The organism is Streptomyces misionensis (assembly GCF_900104815.1).
GTDB classification, from domain to species: Bacteria; Actinomycetota; Actinomycetes; order Streptomycetales; family Streptomycetaceae; genus Streptomyces; species Streptomyces misionensis.
Genome location: NZ_FNTD01000004.1, coordinates 4,394,432 through 4,418,309, shown reverse-complemented (window position 1 = coordinate 4,418,309; position 23,878 = coordinate 4,394,432). Strand labels below are relative to the sequence as shown.

Sequence of the window (23,878 nt, the reverse complement as noted above, 5' to 3'; positions counted from 1 at the left end):
GTCTGATCGGGCGTCATCCTACTTGCGGGTCACGAGAGTTGGAGCAGCCCCCGCAGAAGATCCCGGCTCTCGTCCGGGCCCGGGCTGTCCTGCTGCAACTCCTTGAGCGCCTGCTCGTACTGGGCCACGTCCTCGCGCTTGTCCAGGTACAGGGCGCTGGTCAGCTGCTCCAGGTAGACGACGTCGGACAGATCGGACTCGGGGAAGCTGAGGATCGTGAACGCGCCGCTCTCGCCGGAGTGGCCGCCGAAGCTGAACGGCATGACCTGGAGCCGTACGTTGGGCCGCTCCGAGATGTCGATCAGGTGCTGGAGCTGGCCGCGCATCACCTCGCGGCCGCCGTAGGGGCGGCGCAGCGCGGCCTCGTCCAGGACGATGTGGAACTCGGGGCCGCTGTCGGTCAGCAGGTACTTCTGGCGCTCCAGGCGCAGCGCGACCCGCCGTTCGACGTCGTCCGCGCTCGCGCCCTTCATGCCGCGCCGGACCACCGCGCGGGCGTACTCCTCGGTCTGCAGCAGGCCGTGCACGAACTGAACCTCGTAGGCGCGGATCAGGGCGGCGGCGCCCTCCAGGCCCACGTAGGTGGGGAACCAGTTGGGCAGGACGTCGCTGTAACTGTGCCACCAGCCCGCGACGTTGGCCTCGCGGGCGAGGGACAGCAGCGACTGCCGCTCCGCCTCGTCCGTGATGCCGTACAGCGTCAGCAGGTCTTCCACGTCCCGCGTCTTGAAGCTCACCCGGCCCAGCTCCATCCGGCTGATCTTCGACTCGGAGGCGCGGATGGAGTACCCCGCCGCCTCGCGCGTGATCCCCCGCGCCTCCCGCAGTCGCCTGAGTTGCGAGCCGAGCAGCATCCGCCGCACCACCGATCCGGGCTCTCCCGCGCTCACGTTCGCCAGCCTCCCCAACCGTCTTGAGGGCCCGAAGTCTGCCACTAAAACGCTCCGTGCAGTACTCGTACGGTTACGCAAACGGAGAGTACGGGCCCGCTTCGGGCGGGTGGGAAACGGGCGAATGGCAGGGTCGGGGGCAGTGGCGGCCCTCAAGCGGACGGAAAATATGGCCAAGAAGCGGTACGGGCTTGTCCATTTCGGTCGCGTGCACGTGCATCTGCCCTTGCATCTGCTCTTCCCATCCGAAACCATGGTGCCGCGCCACCGCTGCATCGCTACGACCGCGAATTCCCGGGAGTGCCTCGCATGGGGACGAATGGATCGACCATGCTCAAGCCGTTACGGCAGGGCCTTCCGCCGCTGGATCCCGCGGCCGTGTCCAGTGCCGCGTCCTGTGCTCTGCCGGCCCGGTACGAAGCGGTGCGCGAAGCCCGGCGGTTCACCCGGGACACCCTGGCCCAGTGGGACGTCGGCGAGCGCTTCGACGACATCTGCCTGGTCGTCTCCGAACTCGTCACCAACGCGCTGCGGCACGCGCTGCCCGCGGAGTTCGGGTGCGCGGACGAGCACACCGCGTCGGTACGGCTGCATCTGATGCGCTGGGCCGAGCGGTTGGTGTGCGCGGTGCGCGACCCGAGCCACGAGACGCCGGTGCCACGGGACTCGGACGACTTCTCCGCGGAATCGGGCCGCGGCCTCTTCCTGGTCGACTCGTTCGCCGACGGCTGGGGCTGGCACCCGCTCGCGGGCCCGCTGGAGGGCAAAGTGGTGTGGGCGATGTTCCGCCTGGACACCGCGGCCTGACGCAGGCCCTCGCTCTACGCGCGTCACGGCCTCTTCCGGTCCCCGCTCGTCCAGCGGGCGGCCCCGACGGGCCGGACGCGCGGGCGGGCGGGGCCGGCCGCGCGGGCCCGGTTCCGTCAGCTCGCTATCAGGTGGTCGAACTCGCCGTCCTTGACGCCGAGCAGCATCGCCTCGATCTCCGCCCGCGTGTAGACGAGCGCCGGGCCGTCCGGGAAGCGCGAGTTGCGGACGGCGACCTCACCGCCGGGCAGCCGCGCGAACTCCACGCAGGAACCCTGTGAGTTGCTGTGCCTGCTCTTCTGCCAGGCCACTCCGTCCAGCTGCGTGGCAGCCATGCCGTTGTACACGTCGTACCCCCCGAACACGCCGTCAACGTCGCGGTCCACAGGTCGCTCCCCGGTGGTGCACTGGCTGGTGTGGCCATAGATGCGGTGGTCAACTGACCTGGATCATAACTCCCGTTCACGTGCACCTGCATGCGCAGATGCACGTGCACGGGGGGTGTTCCCACGGTTACAGCCTTGACGTGCGCTTTACCTGGCGATGCGCGGCCCCATGCCGCCGTTCCACCGAAGCTGTCCGAGCGTCTGCCCCGGAGCGGGCGTGGCATGCCCGCTCCGCCTTCCGTCCGTGCGCGTCCGCCTCGCCGGCCGAGCCGGCCGGCCGGAATTCCTCGTGCACTGGAAGGAGACGCGTTCCGCGCCCTTCCTGTTCCACGCCGGGACGACCGTCCGCTGCGCGGGAGGGGCCGGACCGGCCTCCGCACACCGGAAGGACGGCATCCGCTCGTCGTACAGCGTAGGGGCTCCCCCGCCCCCGGCGTCCCGGGGAACTCCCGGCCTGCGACCGAAGTCCGGCGCGTCGACTGCTGGTAGCTTGCTGCGGGCCGTCCGGCCGAGGACGGCACGGACGCTACTGCTGGGAGAGCCTGACGTGACTTCGGGGACTGCTTCGACCGGTGCACCGGCCGGTACTCGGGTGCGGATCGCGGCCCTGGCCGCCGCGGGCCTGGTGGGCGCGCTGACGCTGACGGCGTGCGGCAGCGGCGGCGACGGCAATGACGGCCACGCGGCCACGGCGAAGCCCTCCGGCACGGCGGGCGCCGGCGCCACGCCGTCCTCCAGCGCGGACGGCTCCGGGGTGACCGGCGCCTCGGACAAGCTCCAGGGCAGCTGGCTGACCACCAACGGCGGCACGATCGTGGCCCTGGTGATCAACGGGAAGCAGGCCGGGATCTTCGCGACCGGCGGGACCGTGTGCAGCGGCACCGCGGGCGCCGAGTCCGGCATGCAGATGATCCATCTCACCTGTTCCAAGGGGAGCAAGGACCGGTCCACCGGCATGGTCGACTCGGTCGACGGCACGTCCATGAAGGTGACGTGGTCGGGCAAGGTCGGCCAGGAGACGTACACCAAGGCGGAGGGCGGCAAGCTGCCGTCCGGGCTGCCGAGTCCCGGACAGCGGTGAAGCCGGGTGCGGCCCGGGTGGGCGGTTTCGCCGGGAAGCACCTGAAGCGGTGATTCGGGAGGGGCACGTGAACACGCTCGCCGTCCAGGCGGGATGATGCTGGGGCACCGTCACGACCTCGATGGGACTGTTCATGCGCGCCATTCCGCTCACCGTCACCGCCGTTGCCGCCGCCCTGCTGCTGACCGCCTGCAACGGGGGCGGGAACAACGGCAGCGGCGGCAAGAACAGCTCGGCCTGCCAGATCGGCGGGGTCTCCCTCCAGGTCGGGGCGGCGAGCGTGGCGCCGGCGGCGGGTGACACCGGCGAGGTTCCGGTCAGCATCACCAACCAGAGCAAGACGTGCACGCTGGAGAACTTCCCCGCCGTCACCCTGAGCCAGAAGGGCGTGAGCGGGAAGCTGTCCGCGCAGAAGGGCGCCACCGCGCAGAAGCTGAAGCTCGCCAAGGGTGAGGCGGCGACCTTCACGATCAGCTACGTGCGGGGCAAGGACGGGGACGCCACCAGCCTCGCGGCCAGCGAAATGAAGATCACCCTGCCGGGCGGCGACTCCGCGCAGACCTTCCCCTGGAAGTACGGCCCGATCGCCGGCCAGGGCGCCCCGAACAAGCCGAACGCCTCCGTCAGCGCCTTCCAGCAGGCCGGCGACTGATCCCGCTCCGCCCGGAAGCCTCACTCCAGCCGTGGCCGCGCCCTGACCTGGGCGCGGTCGGCGGCCGCCGTGCCCTCCGTCCACCCGGCCGCGTCGCTCACTCCGCGCAGCCGGGTGGTCGTGGTCTGCGGGAACATGCGCTCGAGGCGACCGCTGACGGCCGCCTCACGGGTGGCCAGCACCGGCAGCAGGTCCCGGGTGACCTGACTCTCCGCGGCGGCGGTGAGCCGGTCGCCGACCCGGTGGGCGTAGGCGGCGAGGAACGACTGCCGGAAGGTCTTGGTGCGCTTGCGTCCGGCGGCACGCTGACCGGCCTCGGCCTTGGCCATCGCGTGCGTGGCCTGCACCAGCAGCGAGGTGTAGAGCAGCTCGACGGACTCCAGGTCGGCCTCGAAGCCGACGACGGTGGAGAAGCAGAGCGGTTCGTTCCACACCGCACGGCAGTGGTTGGCGGTGGCCACGGCGTCCAGCAGGACGGCCTTGGCCTGCTCGTACGGCGGCTCGACGCCGATCCGGCAGGCTCCGGGCGCGTCCGGCGCGGGCGCCGCGGCGGCGAGCAGCGCCTCGTCGACGCTGTGCCGGGCCATCAGCTCCTGCGCCTTGGCGGTCAGCGCCTCAGCCTCCTCCGGGTAGCCGGTCGCCTCTGCCTTGGCCAGCAGCGCGCGGATGCGGCCGAGGTGCCGGGAGGCGGCCGGATCGCGGGGGCGCCGGGTCTCCTCCTCCAGGGGCTCCAGGGCGGGCAGGCGCAGCAGCAGGCGGTACAGCTCCAGGACGGCGGTGGCGTGGGAGAAGCGGTCGGCTCCGCGCGCGGGGCCGTCCGGAAGCTCTTCGAGCTGGGCGGCCCAGCGGCGCCCGCGCGGCCGGTCCCGGCCCGCCTGGGCCCGGATCAGGGCGGCGGCCAGGTGGACGTGCGGCTGCTCCAGTTCGCGCCGCACCAGGCGTATGACATCGGCGGGCGCCCAGCCGCGGCGCCACGCGGACGCCACGAACTCCTCGCCGCGCCGGGCGAGTTCGGTGTCCGCGGCGGGGTCGGCGGCGAGCAGGGAGGCGCCCGTGTCGAGGCCGGTGTCGGTGTCGTCGTAGAGCGCGGCCGCGAAGGCCCGCTCGACGGTGCTGGCGGTACTGGTCACATCGCCGATCGTGCCACGCCCCGCCGACAGCGCGGTGAGCGCGATCCACAGCCTGTGGACAACTCTTCCGGTCATCCGCCCACCGACTGTCAACCATCGGTTGACACGCCTGGTGGTGCAACCTACGGTTGACACATGGCGACCAACCCGAACATCACGGCTTCCGTACGCCTCGACGACCTCATCGAGGCCATCAAGAAGGTTCATCCCGAGCCCCTCGACCAGTTGCAGGACGCGGTGATCGCGGCCGATCACCTCGGTGACGTGGCCGACCACCTGATCGGGCACTTCGTGGACCAGGCCCGCCGCTCGGGCGCGTCCTGGACGGAGATCGGCAAGAGCATGGGCGTGACCCGGCAGGCGGCGCAGAAGCGGTTCGTGCCGAAGGAGTCCGCCGACCTCGACCCGAGCCAGGGCTTCAACCGCTACACCCCGCGCGCCCGCAACGTGGTCATGGCCGCGCACAACGAGGCGCTGGCCGCCCGCAACCCGGAGGGCCGCCCCGAGCACCTGCTCCTCGGGCTGCTGGCCGAGCCGGAGGGCCTGGCGGCGAAGGCGATCACCGCGCAGGACGTCCCGCTGGACGCCGTACGGCAGGCCGCGACCGCCGCGCTGCCGCCCGCCGCCGAGGACGTCCCCGACCTGATCCCCTACGGCCCCGAGGCCAAGAAGGTCCTGGAGCTGACCTTCCGCGAGGCCCTCAGGCTCGGGCACAACTACATCGGCACCGAGCACCTGCTGCTGGCCCTGCTGGAGCACGAGAACGGCGAGGGCGTCCTCAGCGGGCTCGGCGTCACCAAGCCCGCGACGGAGGCGTACGTGGCGAAGGTGCTGGCACTGCTGCTCGAACAGCGCCCCGAAACCCCTGCCGGGGACTGAGAACCGCAGGTCACGGCGATTGTCAGTGGTGCCTGCCACACTCGCAAACATGACCGACCGGTGGGCGCTCGCTCCGGCCGAGGACGGTGGCGTGGACGTCGCCCCCCTCGGTCCGGACGGGCTGCCCGCCGGCCCGGTGCGGCGGGAGAGCGATCCCGCCGGGGCGGTGCGGAGCCGCCCGGAGGTGACGCGCTGGGTGTGGCGGTCGACCGCCGACGTCTATCCGCGTCTGCTCGCCACGGGGGTGCGAGTGGACCGGTGCTACGACATCGAGGTCGCCGAGACGCTGCTGCTGGGCCACGCGGGGCGGTACGGCGAGCCGCGCTCGGCCGCCGCGGCCCTGGCCCGCCTCCGGGGCGGCCCCGTACCGCCCGATCCGCCGCAGCGGGCGGCCGAACCGGGCGCGCAGTCCCCGCTGTTCGAACCCACCGGCACCCAGCTGCCCCTGACCGACCTCCTCGCCGTCTACGCCGACCAGCAGCGACGGCACGAGACGGCGGCGCACCCCGGCAGGATGCGGCTGCTGACCGCCGCCGAGTCGGCCGGCACGCTGGTGGCCGCCGAGATGAACCACGCCGGTCTGCCCTGGAGCGCCGAGGTCCACCGCCGGCTGCTGCGCGACCTGCTCGGCGAGCGGTACGCGGGCGGGGGCGAGCCGCGCCGCCTCGCCGAGCTGGCGGACGAGGTCTCGGCCGCGTTCGGCCGCCGGGTCCGTCCCGATCTGCCGGCCGATGTGATCAGGGCCTTCGCGCAGGCCGGGATCAAGGTGAAGTCCACCCGCCGCTGGGAGATCCAGTCCGTCGACCACCCGGCCGTCGCCCCGCTGCTGGAGTACAAGAAGCTGTACCGCATCTGGGTGGCCCACGGCTGGTCCTGGCTCCAGGACTGGGTGCGCGAGGGCCGGTTCCGCCCGGAGTTCCAGGCCGGGGGCACGGTGACCGGGCGCTGGGTGACCCATGGCGGCGGCGCCCTGCAGATCCCCAAGGTGATCCGGCGGGCGGTGGTCGCCGACCCCGGCTGGCGGCTGGTGGTGGCCGACGCCGACCAGATGGAGCCGCGGGTGCTGGCCGCGATCTCCCGCGACCCCGGGCTGATGGAGGTCGCGGGCCGCGAGAGCGACCTCTACCAGGCCGTCTCCGACCGGGCCTTCTCCGGCGACCGCGACCAGGCCAAGCTGGCCGTGCTCGGCGCGGTCTACGGCCAGACGTCCGGTGACGGTCTGAAGAACCTCGCCGCGCTGCGCCGCCGATTCCCCAAGGCCGTCGCCTATGTGGACGAGGCGGCGCGGGCGGGCGAGGAGGGCCGGCTGGTGCGCACCTGGCTGGGCCGCACCTGCCCGCCGGCCGTGGGCACGGGCGAGGACGCGGCGGAGGAGGCGGGCATCCCCGTCGAGGCCGCGGAGGACGAAGGGGAGGTGCAGGCCGACGGCCAGTCCGCCTGGGTCCCCGGGTACGCCTCGGCCAACTCCCGCGCGCGGGGCCGGTTCGCGCGCAACTTCGTGGTGCAGGGCAGCGCCGCCGACTGGGCCCTGCTGCTGCTCGCCGCGCTGCGTCAGGCCTGCGCGGGCCTCCGGGCCGAGCTGGTCTTCTTCCAGCACGACGAGGTGATCGTGCACTGCCCCGCCGAGGAGGCCGACACCGTCGTGGCCGCCATCCGCGACGCGGCCGCTCTCGCCGGCCGGCTGACCTTCGGCGAGACACCGGTGCGGTTCCCGTTCACGACGGCGGTGGTGGAGTGCTATGCGGACGCCAAGTAACCGACTCCCCCGCCGTGTTCACCCGTCCAGCAGCTCGCGCAGTTCGGCCACCACCGCCTGTTCGTCGGTACCCGTCAGCGCGGCGAGGGCGGTGCGCCAGGCCTCCCGGGCCGCCGCCCGCCGGCCCTGTGCGTTCAGCAGCAGACCCTGCTGGTGGCGGGCCAGACCGCCCATGTAGCGGTCGGCGCGGGCGTCGGCGCGGCGCAGCAGCTCCCCGCACTCTTGGTACGCCCGCTCGTCCTCCTCCAGCTGCCGCAGCGCGCGGACCAGGCCGAGCCGGGTCTGGGACTCGCCGTGCCAGTCGCCGTGGCCGCCGAGGATGCGCAGGCTTTCCTCGAAGTGCCGGGCGGCGGAGGCCGGTTCGCCCAGGGTGAGATGGGCGTAACCGATGTTGCAGTGCGCCGAGTGCCGCACGATGACGGAGCCGATCCGCTCCCCGATCGCCAGCGAGCGCCGGTGCTGCTCGATGGCGGCGCGCGGATCGGTGTGCTCGTAGAGGTTGCCGAGATGGCTGTGGGTGACGGCCTCGCCGACGGGGTCGTTCAGCAGCCGGGAGCAGGCGAGGCTCTGCCGCAGCGCCTCCTCCGACTCCGCGTACCGGCCGAGCCCCTCCAGCAGCAGCCCCCGGTTGTTCAGACAGCGGCGGATACGGCTGGGCACGTCGAGCCGCCGCCAGATCTCCAGGCAGCGGTCGTTCAGGGCGAGGGCGTCGTTGTGCCGGCCGGTCAGGAAGTGCAGGCCCGCGAGGTCGCCGAGCGCGTGCGCCTCGGCCGCCGCGTCCCCGAGCCGCCGCGCCGCGGTGAGCGCGGCCCGTCCGAGCACCTCCATCTCGGCGACCCGTCCGCTGCGCTGCACATACGGGAACAGCAGCCGCGCCAGCACCGAGAGGTGGGCCGACGTGCGCGGATCGGCCGAGTCGGCGTTGCGCGCCACCAGCGCGACGACGTTCTCCAGCTCGGTCTCGCCCCAGGCGAAGGCCTGCTCGGCCGACTCGAACGACCGCAGCGCGGCCACGTCGACGGCATGCCCCGCGGGCTGCGCCGCGGTCGGCCGCCGCCGGTCGTCCAGATCCGGCCCGGGCTCCACGATGGCGGTGAGCACCAGCTCGGCCGCGGCGGCGTACCAGCGGAGGGCGACGAGGTCGGGGGGTGGGGGGTCGGAGGGGGTGGGGGGTGAGGGGGGCGGTGGGGCGGCCCGGTGAGGGGGCGCCGCCGGTGCGGGATCGGCCGGGTGAGAGGTCGCCGGGAGCGGGAGGCCGGTTGGGTCGGCGGGTGCCGCAGCGCTGCTTTCGGCCGGACCAGCGGGTGTCGTCCGCGGGTCCTCGCCCGGGTGGGTGGGCGCCGGGCCCGGGGGCGGGAGGGTCCGCGAGGTGCCGTCGCCGGGGGTGGTGGGTGACGGGGGCCGGATGGTGGTCGTGGCGGACTCCCCCGCGCGTTCGGCCAGTTCGCGGGCGAACTCGCGGACCAGGTCGTGGGGGGTGTAGCGGCCGTAGGCCGTCTCCTCCAGGAGGGCGACGTCGACCAGGCGGTCCAGCGCGGCCTCCGCGCGCCGCTCGTCGGTGCCGGTGAGGCGGGCGACGAGCGCCGCGCCGTAAGTGGGCAGGTCGAGCGCGCCGATGCCGCGCAGCACGAGGGCCGCGTCCCGGTCGGCCTCCCGCTCGGCGGCGGCGAGGGCGTCGAGCGCGACGGCCAGCGAGCGCCGGACGCTGAGGTCGTCGTACTCCAGGTGCCTCAACCTGCCACCGCGCGCCGTCAGTTGACCGGCGAGCGCCTCCGGGGTGAGCGCCCGCCGGGCGGCGAGCCGGGCCGCGACCACACGCAGGGCCAGCGGCAGCCCACCGGTCAAGGCGACCAGGGCATGACCGGCGTCCAGGCCCGCGCGACCGCTCACCGCGCGCAGCAGGGCCGCGCTGTCCTCGCCGGTCAGCGGGGCGAGGGGGAAGCGCCTGGCGCCGTCGAGGGTGGCCAGCGGCGAGCGGCTGGTGACGATCACCGCGCAGCCGGGGCCGGCCGGGAGCAGCGGCCGTACCTGGGCGGCGTCCGCCGCGTCGTCCAGCACCAGCAGGACCCGGGACGGGGCGAGCAGGGAGCGCAGCAACGCGGCGGCGGCATCCTGGTGTTCGGGCACGTTGCGGGGCTCCACGCCCAGGTCCCGCAGCAGTGCGGCGAGCGCCTGCGCCGAGCCGAGCGGGGGCACGCCGGGGGTGGCGCCGTGCAGGTTGACGTAGAGCTGACCGTCGACGAAACGTTCCCTCAACTCATGTGCGACGTACAGCGCGAGCGCGCTCTTGCCGACGCCCGCCATGCCCGAGACGACGGCGACGGCGGGACCCGGCGCGGACGGCTCGGACGGCTCGGACGGCTCGGTCAGCGCGCGCCGCAGCGCACGGCGTACGACGGCCCGGCCGGTGAAGTGGGCCGGGGGCGGCGGGAGCTGCGCCGGAGGCGGCGGAAGCCGGGTGCTGCACGGGGGCGACGGCGCGCTCGGGTCGTCCTCGGCGCCCTCGGCGGGCCCGCCTCCGCGACCGCCGTCATGGGGGCCCGCGGGAGCCGTGCGGTCCGCCGCCCGCTCCTCCGCCGGCCCGGCTCCCTCCGCCGCACGCCGGGGCTCCGTCTCCGGCCCCGGCCACGCACCCTCGTCGACCGGTTCCCCGCTCCCCCGCAGCACCTCGACGTGGACCTCGCGGACCGCCGGGCCGGGCTCGACGCCGAGTTCCTCGATCAGGCGGGCGCGCAGATCGCGGTGGACGGCGAGGGCCTCGGCCTGACGGCCGGTGCGGTGCAGGGCCAGCATCAGCTGGCGGTGGTACGCCTCGCGCAGCGGATACTCGGCGACGAGCGCCGCCAGCTCGGGCACGAGCGCGGCGGACCGTCCCGCGCCGACGGCGAGTTGGGCGTCGTACCGCCACTCCAGCAGAAGCAGCCGCGCCTCCTCCAGGCGCGGCACGAGGGCGTGGCCGCCGAGGTCGGCGGGCAGCCCGCCGAGCGGGGTCCCGCGCCACAGCACGAGCGCGGCCGCGCAGGCGCGGGCGACCCCCGGCCAGTCGCGCCGGGCGTGCGCCGCGCGCGCCTCGGCGACCAGCGCGTCGAACACGTACACGTCCAGCTCGCCCTGCTCGACGCGGAGCAGGTAGCCCGGCGGTACGGACCGGAGCCGATCGGGGTCGTCCAGGAGCCGGCGCAGCCGGGTGACATGGTTGTGCAGCGAGGCCCGCGCGGAGGCGGGCGGCGCCCCGCCCCACAGGGCCTCCGTCAGCGACTCGACCGACACGACCCGTCCGGGCTCCAGCAGCAGCGCCGCGAGCAGCGCGCGCATCTTGGGGCTGCCGATGGGCCGGACGGCGCCCTCGGCGGACTCGTACGACTCCGGGTCGCCGGGGGTGTCGTACGGCGGGCGGTCGTAGAGGACCGGTGGGCCCAGCAGTCCGAATCGCAGCTCGCGCAGCCCCTTCACGCCGCCCCAGTGCCTTCCCGCGCGGCCGGGGACGACCATGCTCCACGGCGGACGCGCGCCCGCCGCACCCTGGCGGCATTCCGCCCCGTACGCAACGACTTCACGCCACCTTCCGCGGACGGCCTCACGGCGCCGCCCCTTCACACGTGGCCTGGTCAACGGCCACCGTGCGGCTCGCCGACGCCCTGCTCACTCCTCTGTCGCCGGTCCCGCCCGGCGACTTCCGGCCAACCGGTACGCACGCTTCCGGCGAACCGTTGGCCACATGTTAGCGATCTGTTGGCGAGACTTGATGTGATCATTCCATCGGAACCGGTCCGACGGCGCGCGCGTCAGTCGCGTAACTCGGGGGAGTGTCGCCGCAGGCCGGATCCGGGGACGAGCATGGCCCCGGTCGGCGGAGGTGACCGACCGGGGCCCGTCCCGTTTTTCCAGGTCGGCGGGCCATTCGTTCCGGGCGCGTCCCGGAAGGCCGGGCGTCGGCAGGCATCGGCCGACCGGTCGCCATCGGCACCGGGTCCACGGCCCCCACCCCGGCCACCGTCGGCAATCGATCCGCCGCCCCCGGCCACCGTCGGCAACCGATCCGCCGCCCCCGACCGCCATCGGCGACCGGTCCGCGATGGGCGACCTGCGACCGCTCCGGTCGGCGGCCGGTGCCACCGCTCCCGTCAGATCACCGGCGGACGCCCCAGCCGCGTGAGCCGCCACACCGTCCGCCAGCGCATCGGGCGGCGCTCGCCCGCCGGCTTGCGCAGACCCTCCACGAAGCCGCCGAGCCAGGCCTTGAGCCCGGCCGCGGAGCGGGTGCGGGCGAGGGTGAGCAGGGTCCAGACCGCCAGGTGCACCGGGATCAGCGGCAACGGCAGCCTGCGCCGTACGAGCCAGACGCGGTTGCGGGCGTTGACCCGGTAGTAGATGGCGTGCCGGGCCGGGGAGGTCTTGGGGTGCTGGAGCAGCAGTTCGGGCGAGTACCGGATCTTCCAGCCGGCGTCGACGGCCCGCCAGGCGAGATCGGTCTCCTCGTGCGCGAAGAAGAACTCCGCCGGCCAGTCCCCGGTCTCGGCCAGCATCGCCATGCTCAGCGCGTGGCCGCCGCCCAGGAACCCGGTGACGTAACCGCCGCGCATCGGATCGGAGTTGCCGATCCTCGGCACGTGCCGCTGCTGGGTCTCGCCGTGCTCGTCGGCGATGCGGAAGCCGACGATGCCGAGCCGCGGATCGGCGGCGTACAGGTCGCGCACCCGCCGCAGTACGTCGGCGTCGACGAGCAGGCCGTCGTCGTCCAGTTCCACGACGACGTCGACGTCACCGAACTCCCGCAGCCGGGCGAGGGCCACGTTGCGGCCGCCCGGGCAGCCCAGGTTCTCGTCCACGTCGATGGCGGTGACCTCGCCGGGCAGCGACAGCCGCCGGGCGAACTCGGGCAGCCGGCAGCCGTTGCCCACGATCACGATCCGGGCGGGCGCGAGGTCCTGCTTCGCCACGGACTCCAGCAGGGCGTCGACCTCGGCGGGCCGGTTGCCCATGGTCACCACGGCGACGGCGATCCTCGGCTCCGCCACGTTCCTCACCCCATCCGGCCGGTGGCGGCGCGCTCCTGTCGCGCGCCGCTCCTCGTTCACCAAGATGTTGCCTCAGGTCCGTGGGTTCGCCCACCACCGCCCATCTCACACCGGCGTGCGGCTCGACAGTGCCGCCTGCCGTTCGATGCGGGCGAGGATCGTGTCGAGGTTGCCGTGGATGGCGAGCGTCTCGTCGAGCGGCATCACCGGCGACTCCGTCTCGCCCGCCCGCAGGCGGCGGGCGACCTCCTGCGCCTGGTAGCCGTAGCCGTTGCCGACCACGTCGAGGTGGAAGGTCTCCGGCTCGGCGCCCTCGCGGCGCAGCACCAGGGTGTGCGGCGAGTAGAACGGCGAGGGCACCTCGATGCGGCCCTTGGTCCCGTTCACCACCGCGGTGCACGGCGAGTCGGACGTCAGGGAGCAGTGCAGCACCGCGACGGCGCCGGAGGCGTACCCCAGCACCATCCCGGTGTTGGCGTCGACACCGGTCGGAGCGGTCGCGGCGGTCGCCTCGACCGTCTCCGGCGCGCCGAGCAGCATCCAGGCGAAGTACAGCGGATAGACGCCGAGGTCGAGCAGGGCGCCGCCGCCGAGTTCGGGGGACCACAGGCGGTGCGCCGGGTCGTACGGCGCGTTGGTCCCGAAGTCGGCGTAGACGGAGGTGACGTCACCGATCGCCCCGTCCGCCACCAGCTCCCGCAGCCTGGCGATCAGCGGATTGAACCGGGTCCACATCGCCTCCATGGCGAACAGACCCCGGTTGCGGGCGAGTTCGACCAGTCGCCGGGCGTCGGTGGCGTTCGCGGTGAAGGGTTTCTCCACCAGGACCGGCCGGCCCGCTTCGAGGGCGAGGCCGGCGTGGGCGAAGTGGAAGGTGTGGGGCGTCGCCACGTAGACCACGTCGACCTCGTCGTCGGCGACGAGTTGCTCGTACGAGCCCCACGCCCGCTCGACGCCGTACTGCCGAGCGAACGTTTCCGCGGTCTCCGGGACACGGGAGCCGACGGCGGAAACGGTGTGGCCGGGGAGAAGGAGGAGATCCTCGGTGAACCGCTGAGCGATCCACCCTGTGCCGAGGATGCCCCACTTGAGAGGGGGTTCCGTCATGGCCGCATTCTACGAACGGAACGCTCCCGTCCAAGGGGCGGACGGAGATCGCCCCGGCGTGGACGGACGACCTCGCGGTCGCCGTGCGGGGACACCGTGCCGCCCGCCGTGTCCGGCAGGGACGCCGCGGACGGCACGGGTGTCGGTGCCGGTCGGTGTCAGCAGGCGATCGGCGAGGAGCCCACGGCCACGTCGTCGAACCAGAGGGTGTCGTCACCGCCGCCGTAACTCTCCCAGCCGAGACGCAGACTGGTGGGGCGCGGTGCGGTGGTGCGGGACAGCCACTGCTGGTCGATGTCCGCGGTGGGGACACCGTCCTGGTGCAGGCCGGGCACCTGCTGGTCGCCCAGCCAGGTGTCGAGGTTGCCGTTCGACGTGTTGATCATGAAGCGCAGGCACTGCCAGCTGCCGGTCGGCAGCGGCCTGCTCTGCGCCACACCGGCCGGGCTCTGCGCGGGCAGGGTGGCGTCGTCGATCTCCCGGTTCCACTGGAGGGCGCCGTTCTGGCCGCCGATGCGCAGCGCCTTGCCGCCCTGGGAGCTGTCGGGCATGGACACGAAGGCGACATGCCCGGCGGGGAGCGCGGTGGTGTGCCGTACCCACATGCGGATGTACAGGGGGCCCACCGACGACAGGTCGGCCGTCGTGGCGACGAAGGCGTGGTTGCAGTAACCGGCCTTGCCGTCCACCCGTATCGACTTGCCGCCGCTGTGCGCGACCGAGGTGTCGACGGTGACCGTGCCGCTGCCCTGGCAGTCGGGCGCGGCGAACTGCCAGGCGCCGGACGGCGTGGTACCGCTCTGGTCCTCGAACCCGGTGCAGAGCACGGCAGTGCCGCAGTCACCGCCGGTCGGCGGATCCGTCGGGGGCGGGGTGGTCGGAGGCGTCGTGGGCGGGGTGCCGGGGTCGGTCGGCGTCGTGGTGCCGCCGCAGGCCACGCCGTTGACCGCGAAGTCGGTCGGCGTGGGGTCGGCGGACTGGTAGGTCCCCTGGACACCGAAGTCGGCGGAACCGCCCGTCGCCAGGCTGCCGTTCCACCCGGCGTCCGTGGCGGTGACGGCCTTGCCGCTCTGGGAGACGGTGGCGTTCCAGGCCGAGGTCACCTTCTGGTCGCCGCCGTACGTCCAGGTCAGACGCCAACCGGTGATCGCCGGGCCGAGGTTGGTTACCTTGATCGCGGCGGTGTAGCCGCCGGACCACTGGTTGACGGTGTAGTCGACCCGGCAGCCGGAGTCCGCGGCGCTGCTGGGCGGCGCCGCGACGAAGGCGGACAGCAGCAGTCCGACGGCCGAGAAGGCCGCCAGTGCGGCCAAGGCCCAGGGTCGGTGCCGTAATCGCGTGACGAGAGTGCGCATGGTTGCCTCCGAGACGGAGTGGGAGGTGCCGACGGAAACGTGGGAGCGCTCCCACAATGACACCTACTTTGATCGCACACTGTCAATGCATCGGACCGCTTCCGTGCGGGCGGCGCGGGTGCGACCGCGATGCCGTCGGCGCCGAACCGCCGGCCCGGTGACGGCCTGCCGTACGCGGGACCTCGCGGGTCAGTCGGTGGAGCCGGTCTCGCCCACCGCGGGGCCCGCGGATGCCAGTCGGGCCGCCGGCGGAAGCGGCGCGTGCCGGGGGCAGGCTTCGAACGCCTGGATCACCAGCCCCGCGAAGCGCCGGGAGGCCGCGACCTGGCCGGCGGCCGACGCGGCGTGGATCCCCTTGTTGGCCATGAGGACGAGGATCAGGTCGTCCAGGACGAAGTCGGACCGCAGGCGCCCGGCTTCCTTGGCCCGCCGAGCCAGTCCGGCGACCGCTTTCACCGTGTACGCGCGGCCCTCGGCGAGTTCCGCCACCCCCGGGTAGGCCGACAGGAACGCTTCGGTGAAGCCCCGGTCGCGTGCGTGCAGCTCACAGATCCTCTCGATCACCAGGCACAGGCCGCGCCATGGATCAGGATCGGCGCACCCCTCGTCGACGATGGCACGGCAAGCGTGCAGCTGGTCCGCGAAGGCCTCGGCGACCAGTGCCCGCTTGGTCGGGAAGTGCCGGTACAAGGTGGCGGGGCCCACCCCGGCGCGCCGTGCGACCTCCCGCATCGGCACGTCCAGGCCGTCGGCGGAGAACAGCGCTCGGGCCGCGCCGAGGACGCGTTCGCGGTTGTCCCGCGCGTCGGAGCGCGGCTTCCGAGGCAAAGGGCCGGTCACCGCTCTCACTTTAGCCAAACGGACGGGGGCGTCCGTTACGTTCCGGGACGCGGAAGCGCTCGCGCTTGGGCGGGCCGGGAACGTGGAGACCACAGTGAAGGCAATCTCGATCCGGACGTTCGGAAGTCCCGACGGCCTGGCCGTCGTCGACCTGCCGGTACCGGTGCCGGCCGCCGGGCAGGTACTGATAGCCACCGAGGCGGTGGGCGTCGGCGGTGTCGACACCGTGATCCGAAGCGGGGCCCTGGCCGACTACGGCTTCACGGAGGGCCACGTCCCGGGTGGCGAGGTCGCGGGCACGGTGACGGCGGTCGGCGACGGCGTCGACGCGTCATGGCTCGGCCTGCGGGTGTGGGGCTTCACCGGCACCGGCGGAGGCTACGTCGAACAGGCCGTCGCGCCGGTCGAACAGGTTCTTCCCCTGCCCGGTGGTCTGTCCGCCACTGCCGCGGTGACGCTCGGCAGTTCCGGCGCGGTGGCGCACTTCGGGCTGCGCCACGCCCGTTTCACTCCCGGGGAGACCGTCCTGGTGCGCGGCGCGGCGGGCAGCATCGGGATCATGGCCGTGCAGCTCGCTGCTCGCGGTGGTGCCGCCGCGGTGGCGGTCACGACGTCGTCGGCCGAGCGCGGCGAGCGGCTGCGCCGCCTCGGCGCGACCCATGTGCTGGACCGCTCCGGCGACGGAGAGGACGGGGCTCCCGCGGGCTACGACGTGATCATCGACGTCGTGGCCGGTGCGGACATGCCGTCGTTCCTCGACAGGCTCAACCCGAACGGCCGCATGGTGGCCGTGGGCGCTGTCGCGGGCCAGCCGCCCGCGGACTTCGGCACGAAGATCATGACGGCATTCCGGAAGTCGCTGTCCTTCGCCGCTTTCAGCGCGGCCACCGTCCCCCCGGCCGATCTGAGCGCCGTACGCAGCGAGCAGTTCGCCGCGGCCGCCCGTGGCGAGATCGAAGCGGTGGTGCACGAGGTGCTGCCACTGGACGACGCCGTACTGGCCCACCGGAAGATGGACGCGGGCGAGGTCTTCGGCAGGATCGTGCTGACACCGTAACCGGGGCCTCGCCGTACCGCCGTCCCGCGCCGACTGGCTCTCGTGCACGCCGAAGGCCCGGGACGGAGAGTCTCCGTCCCGGGCCTGCTCTGAGCCGCTTTCGGGATTCGAACCCGAGACCTACGCATTACGAGTGCGTTGCTCTGGCCATCTGAGCTAAAGCGGCGTGCTGCGTGCACCTAGGGTGCGGTCGGCAACGTCGGTAAGTCTACACAGTTTCCGGGAGTGCTTCGTACCGGCCCCGGGCCGGGGGTCCCGGGGCCGGGGCGGTGGTCAGGAGCAGCGCTTGCCGTGGGCCGGCGGGGTGCCGTGCAGCAGGTAGGTGTCGATCGCGGAGTCGATGCAGGTGCTGCCCCGGCCGAAGGCGGTGTGGCCGTCGCCGGCGTAGGTGAGGAGGCGGCCCGAGGACAGCTGCCGGGACAGGGACTGGGCCCAGCGGTAGGGGGTCGCCGGGTCGCGGGTGGTGCCGACCACGACGATCGGTGCCGCGCCGCGCGCCGGGATGCGGCGCGGCTCGCCCGTGGCCCGGACCGGCCAGTACGTGCAGTTCAGCGAGGCCCAGGCGAGGCCCTCGCCGAAGACCGGGGACGCCTTCTCGAAGGCCGGCACGTCCTTGGCGAGCTGCTCGGGGCCGGTGAAGGCGGGCGGCAGGTCCAGGCAGTTCACGGCGGCGTTGGCCATCATCAGGTTCGTGTAGTGGCCCGAGGCGTCGCGCTCGTAGTAGCTGTCCGAGAGGGCGAGCAGGCCCTCGCCGTCGTGGTCCTTCATCGCCGAGGTCAGCGCCGCGCGCAGCCGCCCCCAGGCGCCCTGGTCGTACATCGCCGCGATCACGCCGGTGGTGGCCAGGGCCTCGCCCAGCTTGCGGTGCGGGTCGCCGGCGGGAACGGGACGCGCGTCCAGCTCGCGGAAGAAGGCCTTGAGGCGGTCGCCGGCCCGGGCGGGCGTCGTACCCCTGCCGCCGAGCGGGCAGTCCGCCTGCCGCGCGCAGTCCTCGGCGAAGGCCTGGAAGGCGGTCTCGAAGCCCGCGGTCTGCTCCAGGTTCACCGTGCGGGAGTCCAGGGAGGGGTCCAGCGCTCCGTCCAGGACCACGCGGCCCACCCGGCCCGGGAAGAGGCCGGCGTAGGTCGCCCCGAGGAGGGTGCCGTAGGACGCGCCGACGTAGTTCAGCTTCGGGTCGCCCAGCACCGCGCGCAGGACGTCCATGTCCCGGGCCGCCTCGACGGTGGAGACATGTCGCAGCAGCCGCGCGGAGCGCGCCCCGCAGGCCTGTGCGAACTTCTTGTCCGACGCCACCACCGCGTCGCGTTCCGCCTGGTCGTCGGGGGTGAGGTCGGTCTGCGTGAACGTGTCCATCTGGCGGTCGTCCAGGCATCCGACGGGCTCGCTGCGGGCGACGCCGCGCGGGTCCATGGCGACCATGTCGTAGCGGGCGCGGACCTCGGCGGGGTAGCCGAGACCGGCGTACTGCTGGAGGTAGTCGATCGCCGAACCTCCGGGGCCGCCCGGGTTGACCAGCAGCGAGCCGAGCGGCTTGGCGCCGCCGGTGGCGGTCTTGCGGGCCACCGCGAGCCGTACGTCGCCGGCGGCCGGCTTGTCGTAGTCCAGTGGGGCCTTCATCGTGGCGCACTGGAAGCCGGGGGCGCCGCAGTCACGCCACTTCAGCCGCTGTGTGTAGTACGGCTTCAGCGCCGCGGGTGTCGTGCGCGGCAGCGGGGCCAGGGCGGGGACGTCCGCCGCACCGGTCCGGGGGGCCGCCGCCGAGGACGACGCGACCGAGGTGCCGCCGGGTGAGCACGCGGACACCAGGAGGGCCGCGGTCGCGAGGGCGGCGGCCGTGAGGCGGGCCCGGGTGCCGGACGCGGTGCGCCGGCGGCTGGAGGGGGAGGACCAGGTGTGCATCTGGCGAGATTAACGCTGTGCGATAGAGGGAGTGCGGTGCGTGCGGATTGTCGCCCCGTACGGGGGACGGCGGGCGTCGCCGGTCCACCCCTCGGATGACGGCGGGCCGCCCCGTGGATGGCGGCGGCCGTCACCGGCCCACCCCGCGCACAGCGCCGTGCCGCCAACCCGCCCTCGGGCGGGAACGAACGTCGTCAGCCCGCCCGCAGCGCCATCGTCATCGCCTCCACCGCCAGCAGCGGCGGCACATTGCGGTCCAGGGCCTCGCCGCACGCGGCGATCGCCTCGATGCGGCGCAGGGTGGACTCCGGCGAGCTGCCCCGGGCCAGCCGCTGCAGCGCGTCCTCGGCGTCCGTGTTGGCGATGGCCACGCGGGAGCCGAGCTGGAGGGCGAGGACGTCACGGTAGAAGGCGGTGAGGTCGCCGAGGGCCACGTCCAGGCTGTCGCGCTGCGTGCGGGTACGGCGGCGCTTCTGCATGTCCTCCAGGTCCTTCATCACGCCCGCCGTGCCGCGCGGCAGCCGGCCGCCCTGGGCCGCGCCGAGCGCCGCCTTCAGCTCCTCGGCCTCCCTGCCGTCCATCTCCTCGGCGAGCTGCTTGGCGTCCTCGGCGGCCGCGTCGACCAGTTCCTGGGCGGCCTTGAGGCAGGCGCCGACCTCGTCCAGCCGCAGCGGGAGCCGCAGGACGGCGGCGCGGCGCTCGCGGGCCGCCGGGTCGGTGGCCAGGCGCCGGGCCCGGTCCACGTGCCCCTGGGTGGCGCGGGCGGCGGCGGCCGCGGCCTCCGGTTCGACGCCGTCACGGCGTACGAGCATGTCGGCGATCGCGTCCACGGACGGGGTGCGCAGGTTCAGGTGGCGGCAGCGGGAGCGGATGGTCGGCAGGACGTCCTCGATGGAGGGGGCGCACAGCAGCCAGACCGTGCGGGGGGCGGGCTCCTCGACGGCCTTGAGGACGGCGTTGGCCGACTTCTCGTTCAGCCGCTCGGCGTCCTCGACCAGGATGATCTGCCAGCGGCCGTTCGCCGGCGCGGTGAAGGACTTGCGGACCGTGTCCCGCATGTCCCTGACCAGGATCTCGGCGCCGACCGCGGCGACCGTGGTGACGTCCGCGTGGGTGCCGAGCAGGGCGGTGTGGCAGCCGTCGCAGAAGCCGCAGCCGGGGGCGCCGCCGAGGGCGCGGTCCGGGCTCACGCACTGGAGGGCCGCGGCGAAGGCCCGCGCGGCCTGGTTGCGGCCCGCGCCGGGCGGACCGGTGAACAGCCAGGCGTGCGTCATCCTCGACGCCTCCGGCAGCGGCGCGTCGGTCGCCGCGGCGGTGACCTGGGCGTCGGCGTCCCGCGCGGCGCCGTCCAGCACCGCGCACACCTTTTCCTGCCCGACGAGGTCGTCCCACACGCTCACGGGTCACGCCGCCCTTCCGTCACACTCCGCGTTCCGACCTCCATTGTGCGGGTGGGGACCGACAACGGTGGCGCCCGCCGAAGCGGAGCGGCGCCCGCCCCCTGCCGGGCAGGGAACGGGCGCCGCTTCCGGAAGGCGCGCGGGGCTCAGCCCCGGCGGCCCCGGCGGGACCGGTCGTCGTCGTGGTCGTCGTACGAACCCAGCAGTTCGTCGGCCAGGGACGGCAGGTCGTCCAGCGGGGTCTCCTCGGCCCAGTCGGGGCGGGGGCGGCGGCGCGCGGTGCCCTCGGCACCCGGCTGGGGCATCTCGCGGGTGCGGTCCTCGGAGCCGTCGGGGCCCGCCGCCGGGCGCTCGTCGCGGAAGAAGCCGCGCGGCATCCGGTCCGCCGGGGCGTCGTCGCGCACCGGAGGCAGTACGGCGGTCTCCTCCGCGTCCACCCGGGGCAGTACGGCGGTCTCGTCGGCGGCGCCCACCTGGGGCAGCACCGCCGTCTCGTCCGCCGCACCGGGAACGGCCGCGCCGGGCCCGGCGGCCGGCGGCTGGGGCAGCTCGGCGGTCACCTCGGCGTCGGAGCCGGAGTCCCGGTGGCCGCCCGCGGCCTCGCGGCCGACGGGCCTGTCCTGGTCCGGCGAGACGACCGGCGTGGGCACCGTCTCCTCCGTGCCCGGGCCGGGTGACACCACCGGGGTGGCGACCGTCGACGCGTCCGGGGTCACACCGGGGGCCTTCGGGAGGGGGCTGCTGGGCCTGCGGGCCGCGGCGTCGGCGGCGGCGGCCGCCTCGGCCGCCTGGCGGCGGGCCTGCTCGGCGCGGAGCAGTGCCGCCTCCGCCTTGCGCTGGGCCTCCAGGCGCCGCGCCTCCTCCTCGGCACGCTCCTTGGCCAGCCGGGCCTCCTCCTCGGCACGGAGCCGGGCCTGGCGGGCCTCTTCCTCCGCGCGGACCCGGGCCTCTTCCTCGGCCTGCTTGCGGCGGCGCTCCTCCTCCGCCTTGCGGCGGGCCTCCTCCTCGGCGCGGGCCTTCTCCTCGGCGAGCAGGCGCTGCCGCTCCTCCTCCGCGCGCCGGGCAGCCTCGGCCGCCCGCTGCCGGGCCTCCTCCGCCTGCCGCTCGGCCTCGCGGCGCTGCGCCTCCTCCAGCTCGCGGCGCTTGCGCTCCTCCTCCTCGGCACGCAGCCGGGCCAGCTCCTCCTGGCGCTCGCGCTCCAGGCGCTCCTCCTCGGCCTTGCGGGCGGCCTCTTCCTCGGCCTTGCGGCGCGCCTCCTCCTCGGCCTTGCGGCGCGCCTCCTCGCGGGCCTCGATCTCGGCCTGGGACAGCGGCAGCACGGTGTCGAGCCGGTGCCGGATCACGGTGGTGACGGCCTCGGGCTCCTGGGCGGCGTCGACCACCAGGTAGCGGCCGGGGTCGGAGGCGGCCAGGGTGAGGAAGCCGGCCCGCACGCGCGCGTGGAACTCCGCGGGCTCCGACTCCAGCCGGTCCGGCGCCTCGGTGAACCGCTCGCGGGCGGCCTCCGGGGAGACGTCGAGGAGCACGGTGAGGTGCGGGACGAGCCCGTCGGTCGCCCAGCGGTTGATGCGGGCGATCTCGGTCGGGGACAGATCGCGGCCGGCGCCCTGGTAGGCGACGGACGAGTCGATGTAGCGGTCGGAGATGACGACCGCGCCGCGCTCCAGGGCGGGGCGTACGACGGTGTCGACGTGCTCGGCGCGGTCGGCGGCGTACAGCAGCGCCTCCGCGCGGTGGGACAGGCCCGCCGAGGACACGTCCAGCAGGATCGAGCGCAGCCGCTTGCCGACCGGCGTGGCGCCCGGTTCGCGGGTGAGCACGACCTCGTGGCCCTTGCCGCGGATCCACTCGGCGAGCGCCTCGGCCTGGGTGGACTTGCCCGCGCCGTCGCCGCCTTCGAGGGCGATGAAGAAGCCGTTGGCCGCCGGGGTCTCCACCGGGTCGTCGCCGCCGAGCAGCGCGTCCTTGAGATCCTGGCGCAGCGGGATGCCGGAACGGTCGTCGACCTTGGCGAGCACCAGCGCGGCCACCGGCAGCAGCAGCGCGCCGACCAGCATCAGCGTGAACGAGGCGCCGCCGTGGGCGAAGACGAAGCGGCCGTTCTCCAGCCGGTGCCGGCCGATCAGCCCGGCGATCACCGGGGCGATCAGCGCGCCGAGCGCTATGCAGACGCGGACCACGGCCTGGAGGTGCTCGGTGACGCGTGCCCTGCGGTAGTCCTCGGTCTCCTGGTCGAGCAGCGCGTGCCCGGTGTTGGCGGCGACGCCCGCGGCGAAGCCGGCGAGGGTGGCGATCAGCAGCACGGTCGTGACGTCCGGGACCAGCCCGGCGGCCAGCAGCGCGATGCCGGTGAAGGCGATGGCCAGGGACAGCAGCCGGCGGCGGGACAGCGAGGGCAGCAGCGCGGGGGCCGTGCGGATGCCGACGGCGACACCGCCGGTCAGGCCCAGCACCAGCAGGCCGAACAGGACCGGGCCGCCGCCCAGGTCGGTGGCGTGCAGCACGCAGACGGAGACGGCCGCGGCGATGGCGCCGGCCACGGCGGCGCAGGCCGGGACGAGCAGCGGGATGGCGCCCGTGCGCCCCTTGTCGACACCGGTGCCGGTGCGCGGGCGGCGCAGTCCCTCCAGCGGGGACCGGGCGCGCGGGGTGCGCGTGTCGGGCAGTTCGAGGAAGGTCAGCAGGGACAGCGAGGCGGCGAACAGACCGGCCGCGACGTACGACGCGAGGGCCGCGTGGTGCTGGTCGAACCAGGGCACGCCGGTGCCCAGCAGGTTGTTCAGCAGGGCGGCCACGACCAGGGCGGCGGCGGCCAGCGGGACGGCGAGGAAGCCGGTGCGCAGCGCGAGGCGGCGCAGCGCGTCCATGTGGTCCGGCAGCGGCCGTACCGTCGCGCCCTCCGGGGGCGGGGCGGGCAGCAGGGCGGGGGCGGCGCTCTCGCGGCACACCGTCCACAGCCGCTCGGCGACGCCGGTGACGAAGGCGGTGACCAGGAGCACGGACGGCGCGTCCGCCGGGGTCCAGTCGATCCACAGCGGGGCGATGATCAGCAGCGCGGCCCGCAGTCCGTCGGCGCCGACCATGGTCCAGCGGCGGTCGAGCGGGCCCTCCTGCGCGGTGAGCGTGGTCAGCGGGCCGAGCAGGACCGCGCCGAACAGCAGCGCGGCGAGGCCGCGCGCCGCGAAGACGGTCGCCACTGCGAACGCCACGCCCCGGTAGCCACCGCCGAACGTCCCCTGGTCGATCGCCGCCTGAAGGACGAGGAGGACCAGGACCAGGAGGGCGAGGATGTCGCCGACGCCGCTCACCAGCTGCGCGCTCCACAGGCGCCGCAACTGCGGTCGGCGCAACAGGGAACGCACGGCGCGCTCGCGGGAGTCCGCGACCAGGGCGTCGTCCGGTTCTGGGGTGTGGGCCGTTGGCTGCTCGGCTCGCGTCATGCGTTCAGCCTATCCGTAGCCGACGACACCACACCTCGCTCTCCTGGCATGCGCACGCCCCGACACCAAAGTGATGCCGGGGCGTGTGCGAGGCGAAACGAGGAAAGCGTCGGCCGTCCGCACCAGGGACCGGTTCCCGGGTGCCGAGGCCACCGGATCGTCGGTACCGGTGGGCCCGGCT

At 74.2% G+C, this 23,878-nt stretch carries 17 protein-coding genes and 1 tRNA gene; 6 read left to right on the top strand and 12 right to left on the bottom strand.

Features of this window, described 5'->3' with window-relative positions; all coding sequences use genetic code 11:
• Positions 1 to 29 precede the first annotated feature (29 nt).
• Positions 30 to 854: a helix-turn-helix domain-containing protein gene (locus tag BLW85_RS21715; protein WP_070022451.1), complete on the bottom strand. Its 825-nt coding sequence runs from the start codon at positions 852 to 854 to the stop codon at positions 30 to 32.
• Positions 855 to 1,220: 366 nt separating this feature from the next.
• Here BLW85_RS21715 and BLW85_RS21705 point away from each other — a divergent pair, with 366 nt between their 5' ends.
• A complete protein-coding gene (locus BLW85_RS21705) occupies positions 1,221 to 1,697 on the top strand; it encodes an ATP-binding protein (RefSeq protein ID WP_070022450.1) in 477 nt (158 codons plus the stop codon).
• 116 nt (positions 1,698 to 1,813) lie between these two features.
• On the opposite strand, the gene BLW85_RS21700 is transcribed toward BLW85_RS21705, so the two are convergent.
• Positions 1,814 to 2,083, bottom strand: a complete 270-nt coding sequence (locus tag BLW85_RS21700; protein WP_046418970.1) for a DUF397 domain-containing protein — start codon at positions 2,081 to 2,083, stop codon at positions 1,814 to 1,816.
• 592 nt (positions 2,084 to 2,675) lie between these two features.
• Between BLW85_RS21700 and BLW85_RS21695 the strand changes: the two genes are divergently transcribed.
• On the top strand, positions 2,676 to 3,164 hold the full coding sequence (locus tag BLW85_RS21695; RefSeq protein WP_177330135.1) for a hypothetical protein: 489 nt from the start codon (positions 2,676 to 2,678) through the stop codon (positions 3,162 to 3,164).
• A 133-nt stretch (positions 3,165 to 3,297) separates the two neighbouring features.
• Positions 3,298 to 3,816 carry a DUF4232 domain-containing protein gene (locus BLW85_RS21690; protein WP_074996162.1) on the top strand — a complete coding sequence of 173 codons (519 nt, stop codon included), beginning with the start codon at positions 3,298 to 3,300 and terminating at the stop codon, positions 3,814 to 3,816.
• Positions 3,817 to 3,836: 20 nt separating this feature from the next.
• On the opposite strand, the gene BLW85_RS21685 is transcribed toward BLW85_RS21690, so the two are convergent.
• Positions 3,837 to 5,021 (bottom strand): DUF2786 domain-containing protein, encoded by a 1,185-nt coding sequence (locus tag BLW85_RS21685; RefSeq protein ID WP_079172385.1) that lies wholly within the window; start codon positions 5,019 to 5,021, stop codon positions 3,837 to 3,839.
• A 60-nt stretch (positions 5,022 to 5,081) separates the two neighbouring features.
• Between BLW85_RS21685 and BLW85_RS21680 the strand changes: the two genes are divergently transcribed.
• Positions 5,082 to 5,825 (top strand): Clp protease N-terminal domain-containing protein, encoded by a 744-nt coding sequence (locus tag BLW85_RS21680; protein ID WP_074992902.1) that lies wholly within the window; start codon positions 5,082 to 5,084, stop codon positions 5,823 to 5,825.
• A gap of 49 nt (positions 5,826 to 5,874) precedes the next feature.
• The gene (locus BLW85_RS21675; protein WP_074992901.1) at positions 5,875 to 7,581 is read left to right on the top strand and encodes a bifunctional 3'-5' exonuclease/DNA polymerase; all 1,707 of its coding nucleotides are present in this window, start codon (positions 5,875 to 5,877) and stop codon (positions 7,579 to 7,581) included.
• A gap of 18 nt (positions 7,582 to 7,599) precedes the next feature.
• Here the strand turns inward: BLW85_RS21675 and BLW85_RS21670 are convergent, their stop codons facing one another.
• The 5 genes from BLW85_RS21670 to BLW85_RS21650 all read right to left on the bottom strand — a co-directional run bounded on the left by BLW85_RS21670 (position 7,600) and on the right by BLW85_RS21650 (position 15,901).
• On the bottom strand, positions 7,600 to 11,073 hold the full coding sequence (locus BLW85_RS21670) for an AfsR/SARP family transcriptional regulator (RefSeq protein ID WP_208624883.1): 3,474 nt from the start codon (positions 11,071 to 11,073) through the stop codon (positions 7,600 to 7,602).
• A 632-nt stretch (positions 11,074 to 11,705) separates the two neighbouring features.
• Positions 11,706 to 12,599: a glycosyltransferase family 2 protein gene (locus tag BLW85_RS21665; protein ID WP_070022447.1), complete on the bottom strand. Its 894-nt coding sequence runs from the start codon at positions 12,597 to 12,599 to the stop codon at positions 11,706 to 11,708.
• Positions 12,600 to 12,704: 105 nt separating this feature from the next.
• The gene (locus BLW85_RS21660) at positions 12,705 to 13,706 is read right to left on the bottom strand and encodes a Gfo/Idh/MocA family protein (protein WP_070022446.1); all 1,002 of its coding nucleotides are present in this window, start codon (positions 13,704 to 13,706) and stop codon (positions 12,705 to 12,707) included.
• 158 nt (positions 13,707 to 13,864) lie between these two features.
• Positions 13,865 to 15,061 carry a cellulose-binding domain-containing protein gene (locus BLW85_RS21655; protein ID WP_070022445.1) on the bottom strand — a complete coding sequence of 399 codons (1,197 nt, stop codon included), beginning with the start codon at positions 15,059 to 15,061 and terminating at the stop codon, positions 13,865 to 13,867.
• 189 nt (positions 15,062 to 15,250) lie between these two features.
• Positions 15,251 to 15,901 (bottom strand): TetR/AcrR family transcriptional regulator, encoded by a 651-nt coding sequence (locus BLW85_RS21650; RefSeq protein WP_107409157.1) that lies wholly within the window; start codon positions 15,899 to 15,901, stop codon positions 15,251 to 15,253.
• Positions 15,902 to 15,995: 94 nt separating this feature from the next.
• Between BLW85_RS21650 and BLW85_RS21645 the strand changes: the two genes are divergently transcribed.
• On the top strand, positions 15,996 to 16,958 hold the full coding sequence (locus BLW85_RS21645) for a zinc-binding dehydrogenase (protein WP_074992899.1): 963 nt from the start codon (positions 15,996 to 15,998) through the stop codon (positions 16,956 to 16,958).
• Positions 16,959 to 17,050: 92 nt separating this feature from the next.
• Here the strand turns inward: BLW85_RS21645 and BLW85_RS21640 are convergent.
• The 4 genes from BLW85_RS21640 to tmk form a co-directional block, all read right to left on the bottom strand.
• Positions 17,051 to 17,124: transfer RNA gene (locus tag BLW85_RS21640), tRNA-Thr, on the bottom strand.
• A gap of 107 nt (positions 17,125 to 17,231) precedes the next feature.
• A complete protein-coding gene (locus BLW85_RS21635) occupies positions 17,232 to 18,857 on the bottom strand; it encodes an alpha/beta hydrolase (protein ID WP_074992898.1) in 1,626 nt (541 codons plus the stop codon).
• A 194-nt stretch (positions 18,858 to 19,051) separates the two neighbouring features.
• Positions 19,052 to 20,257, bottom strand: coding sequence for a DNA polymerase III subunit delta' (locus BLW85_RS21630; RefSeq protein ID WP_070022422.1), 1,206 nt, complete (start codon positions 20,255 to 20,257; stop codon positions 19,052 to 19,054).
• 146 nt (positions 20,258 to 20,403) lie between these two features.
• Positions 20,404 to 23,697 carry a dTMP kinase gene (tmk, locus tag BLW85_RS21625; RefSeq protein ID WP_074992897.1) on the bottom strand — a complete coding sequence of 1,098 codons (3,294 nt, stop codon included), beginning with the start codon at positions 23,695 to 23,697 and terminating at the stop codon, positions 20,404 to 20,406.
• Between the last annotated feature and the right edge of the window lie 181 nt (positions 23,698 to 23,878).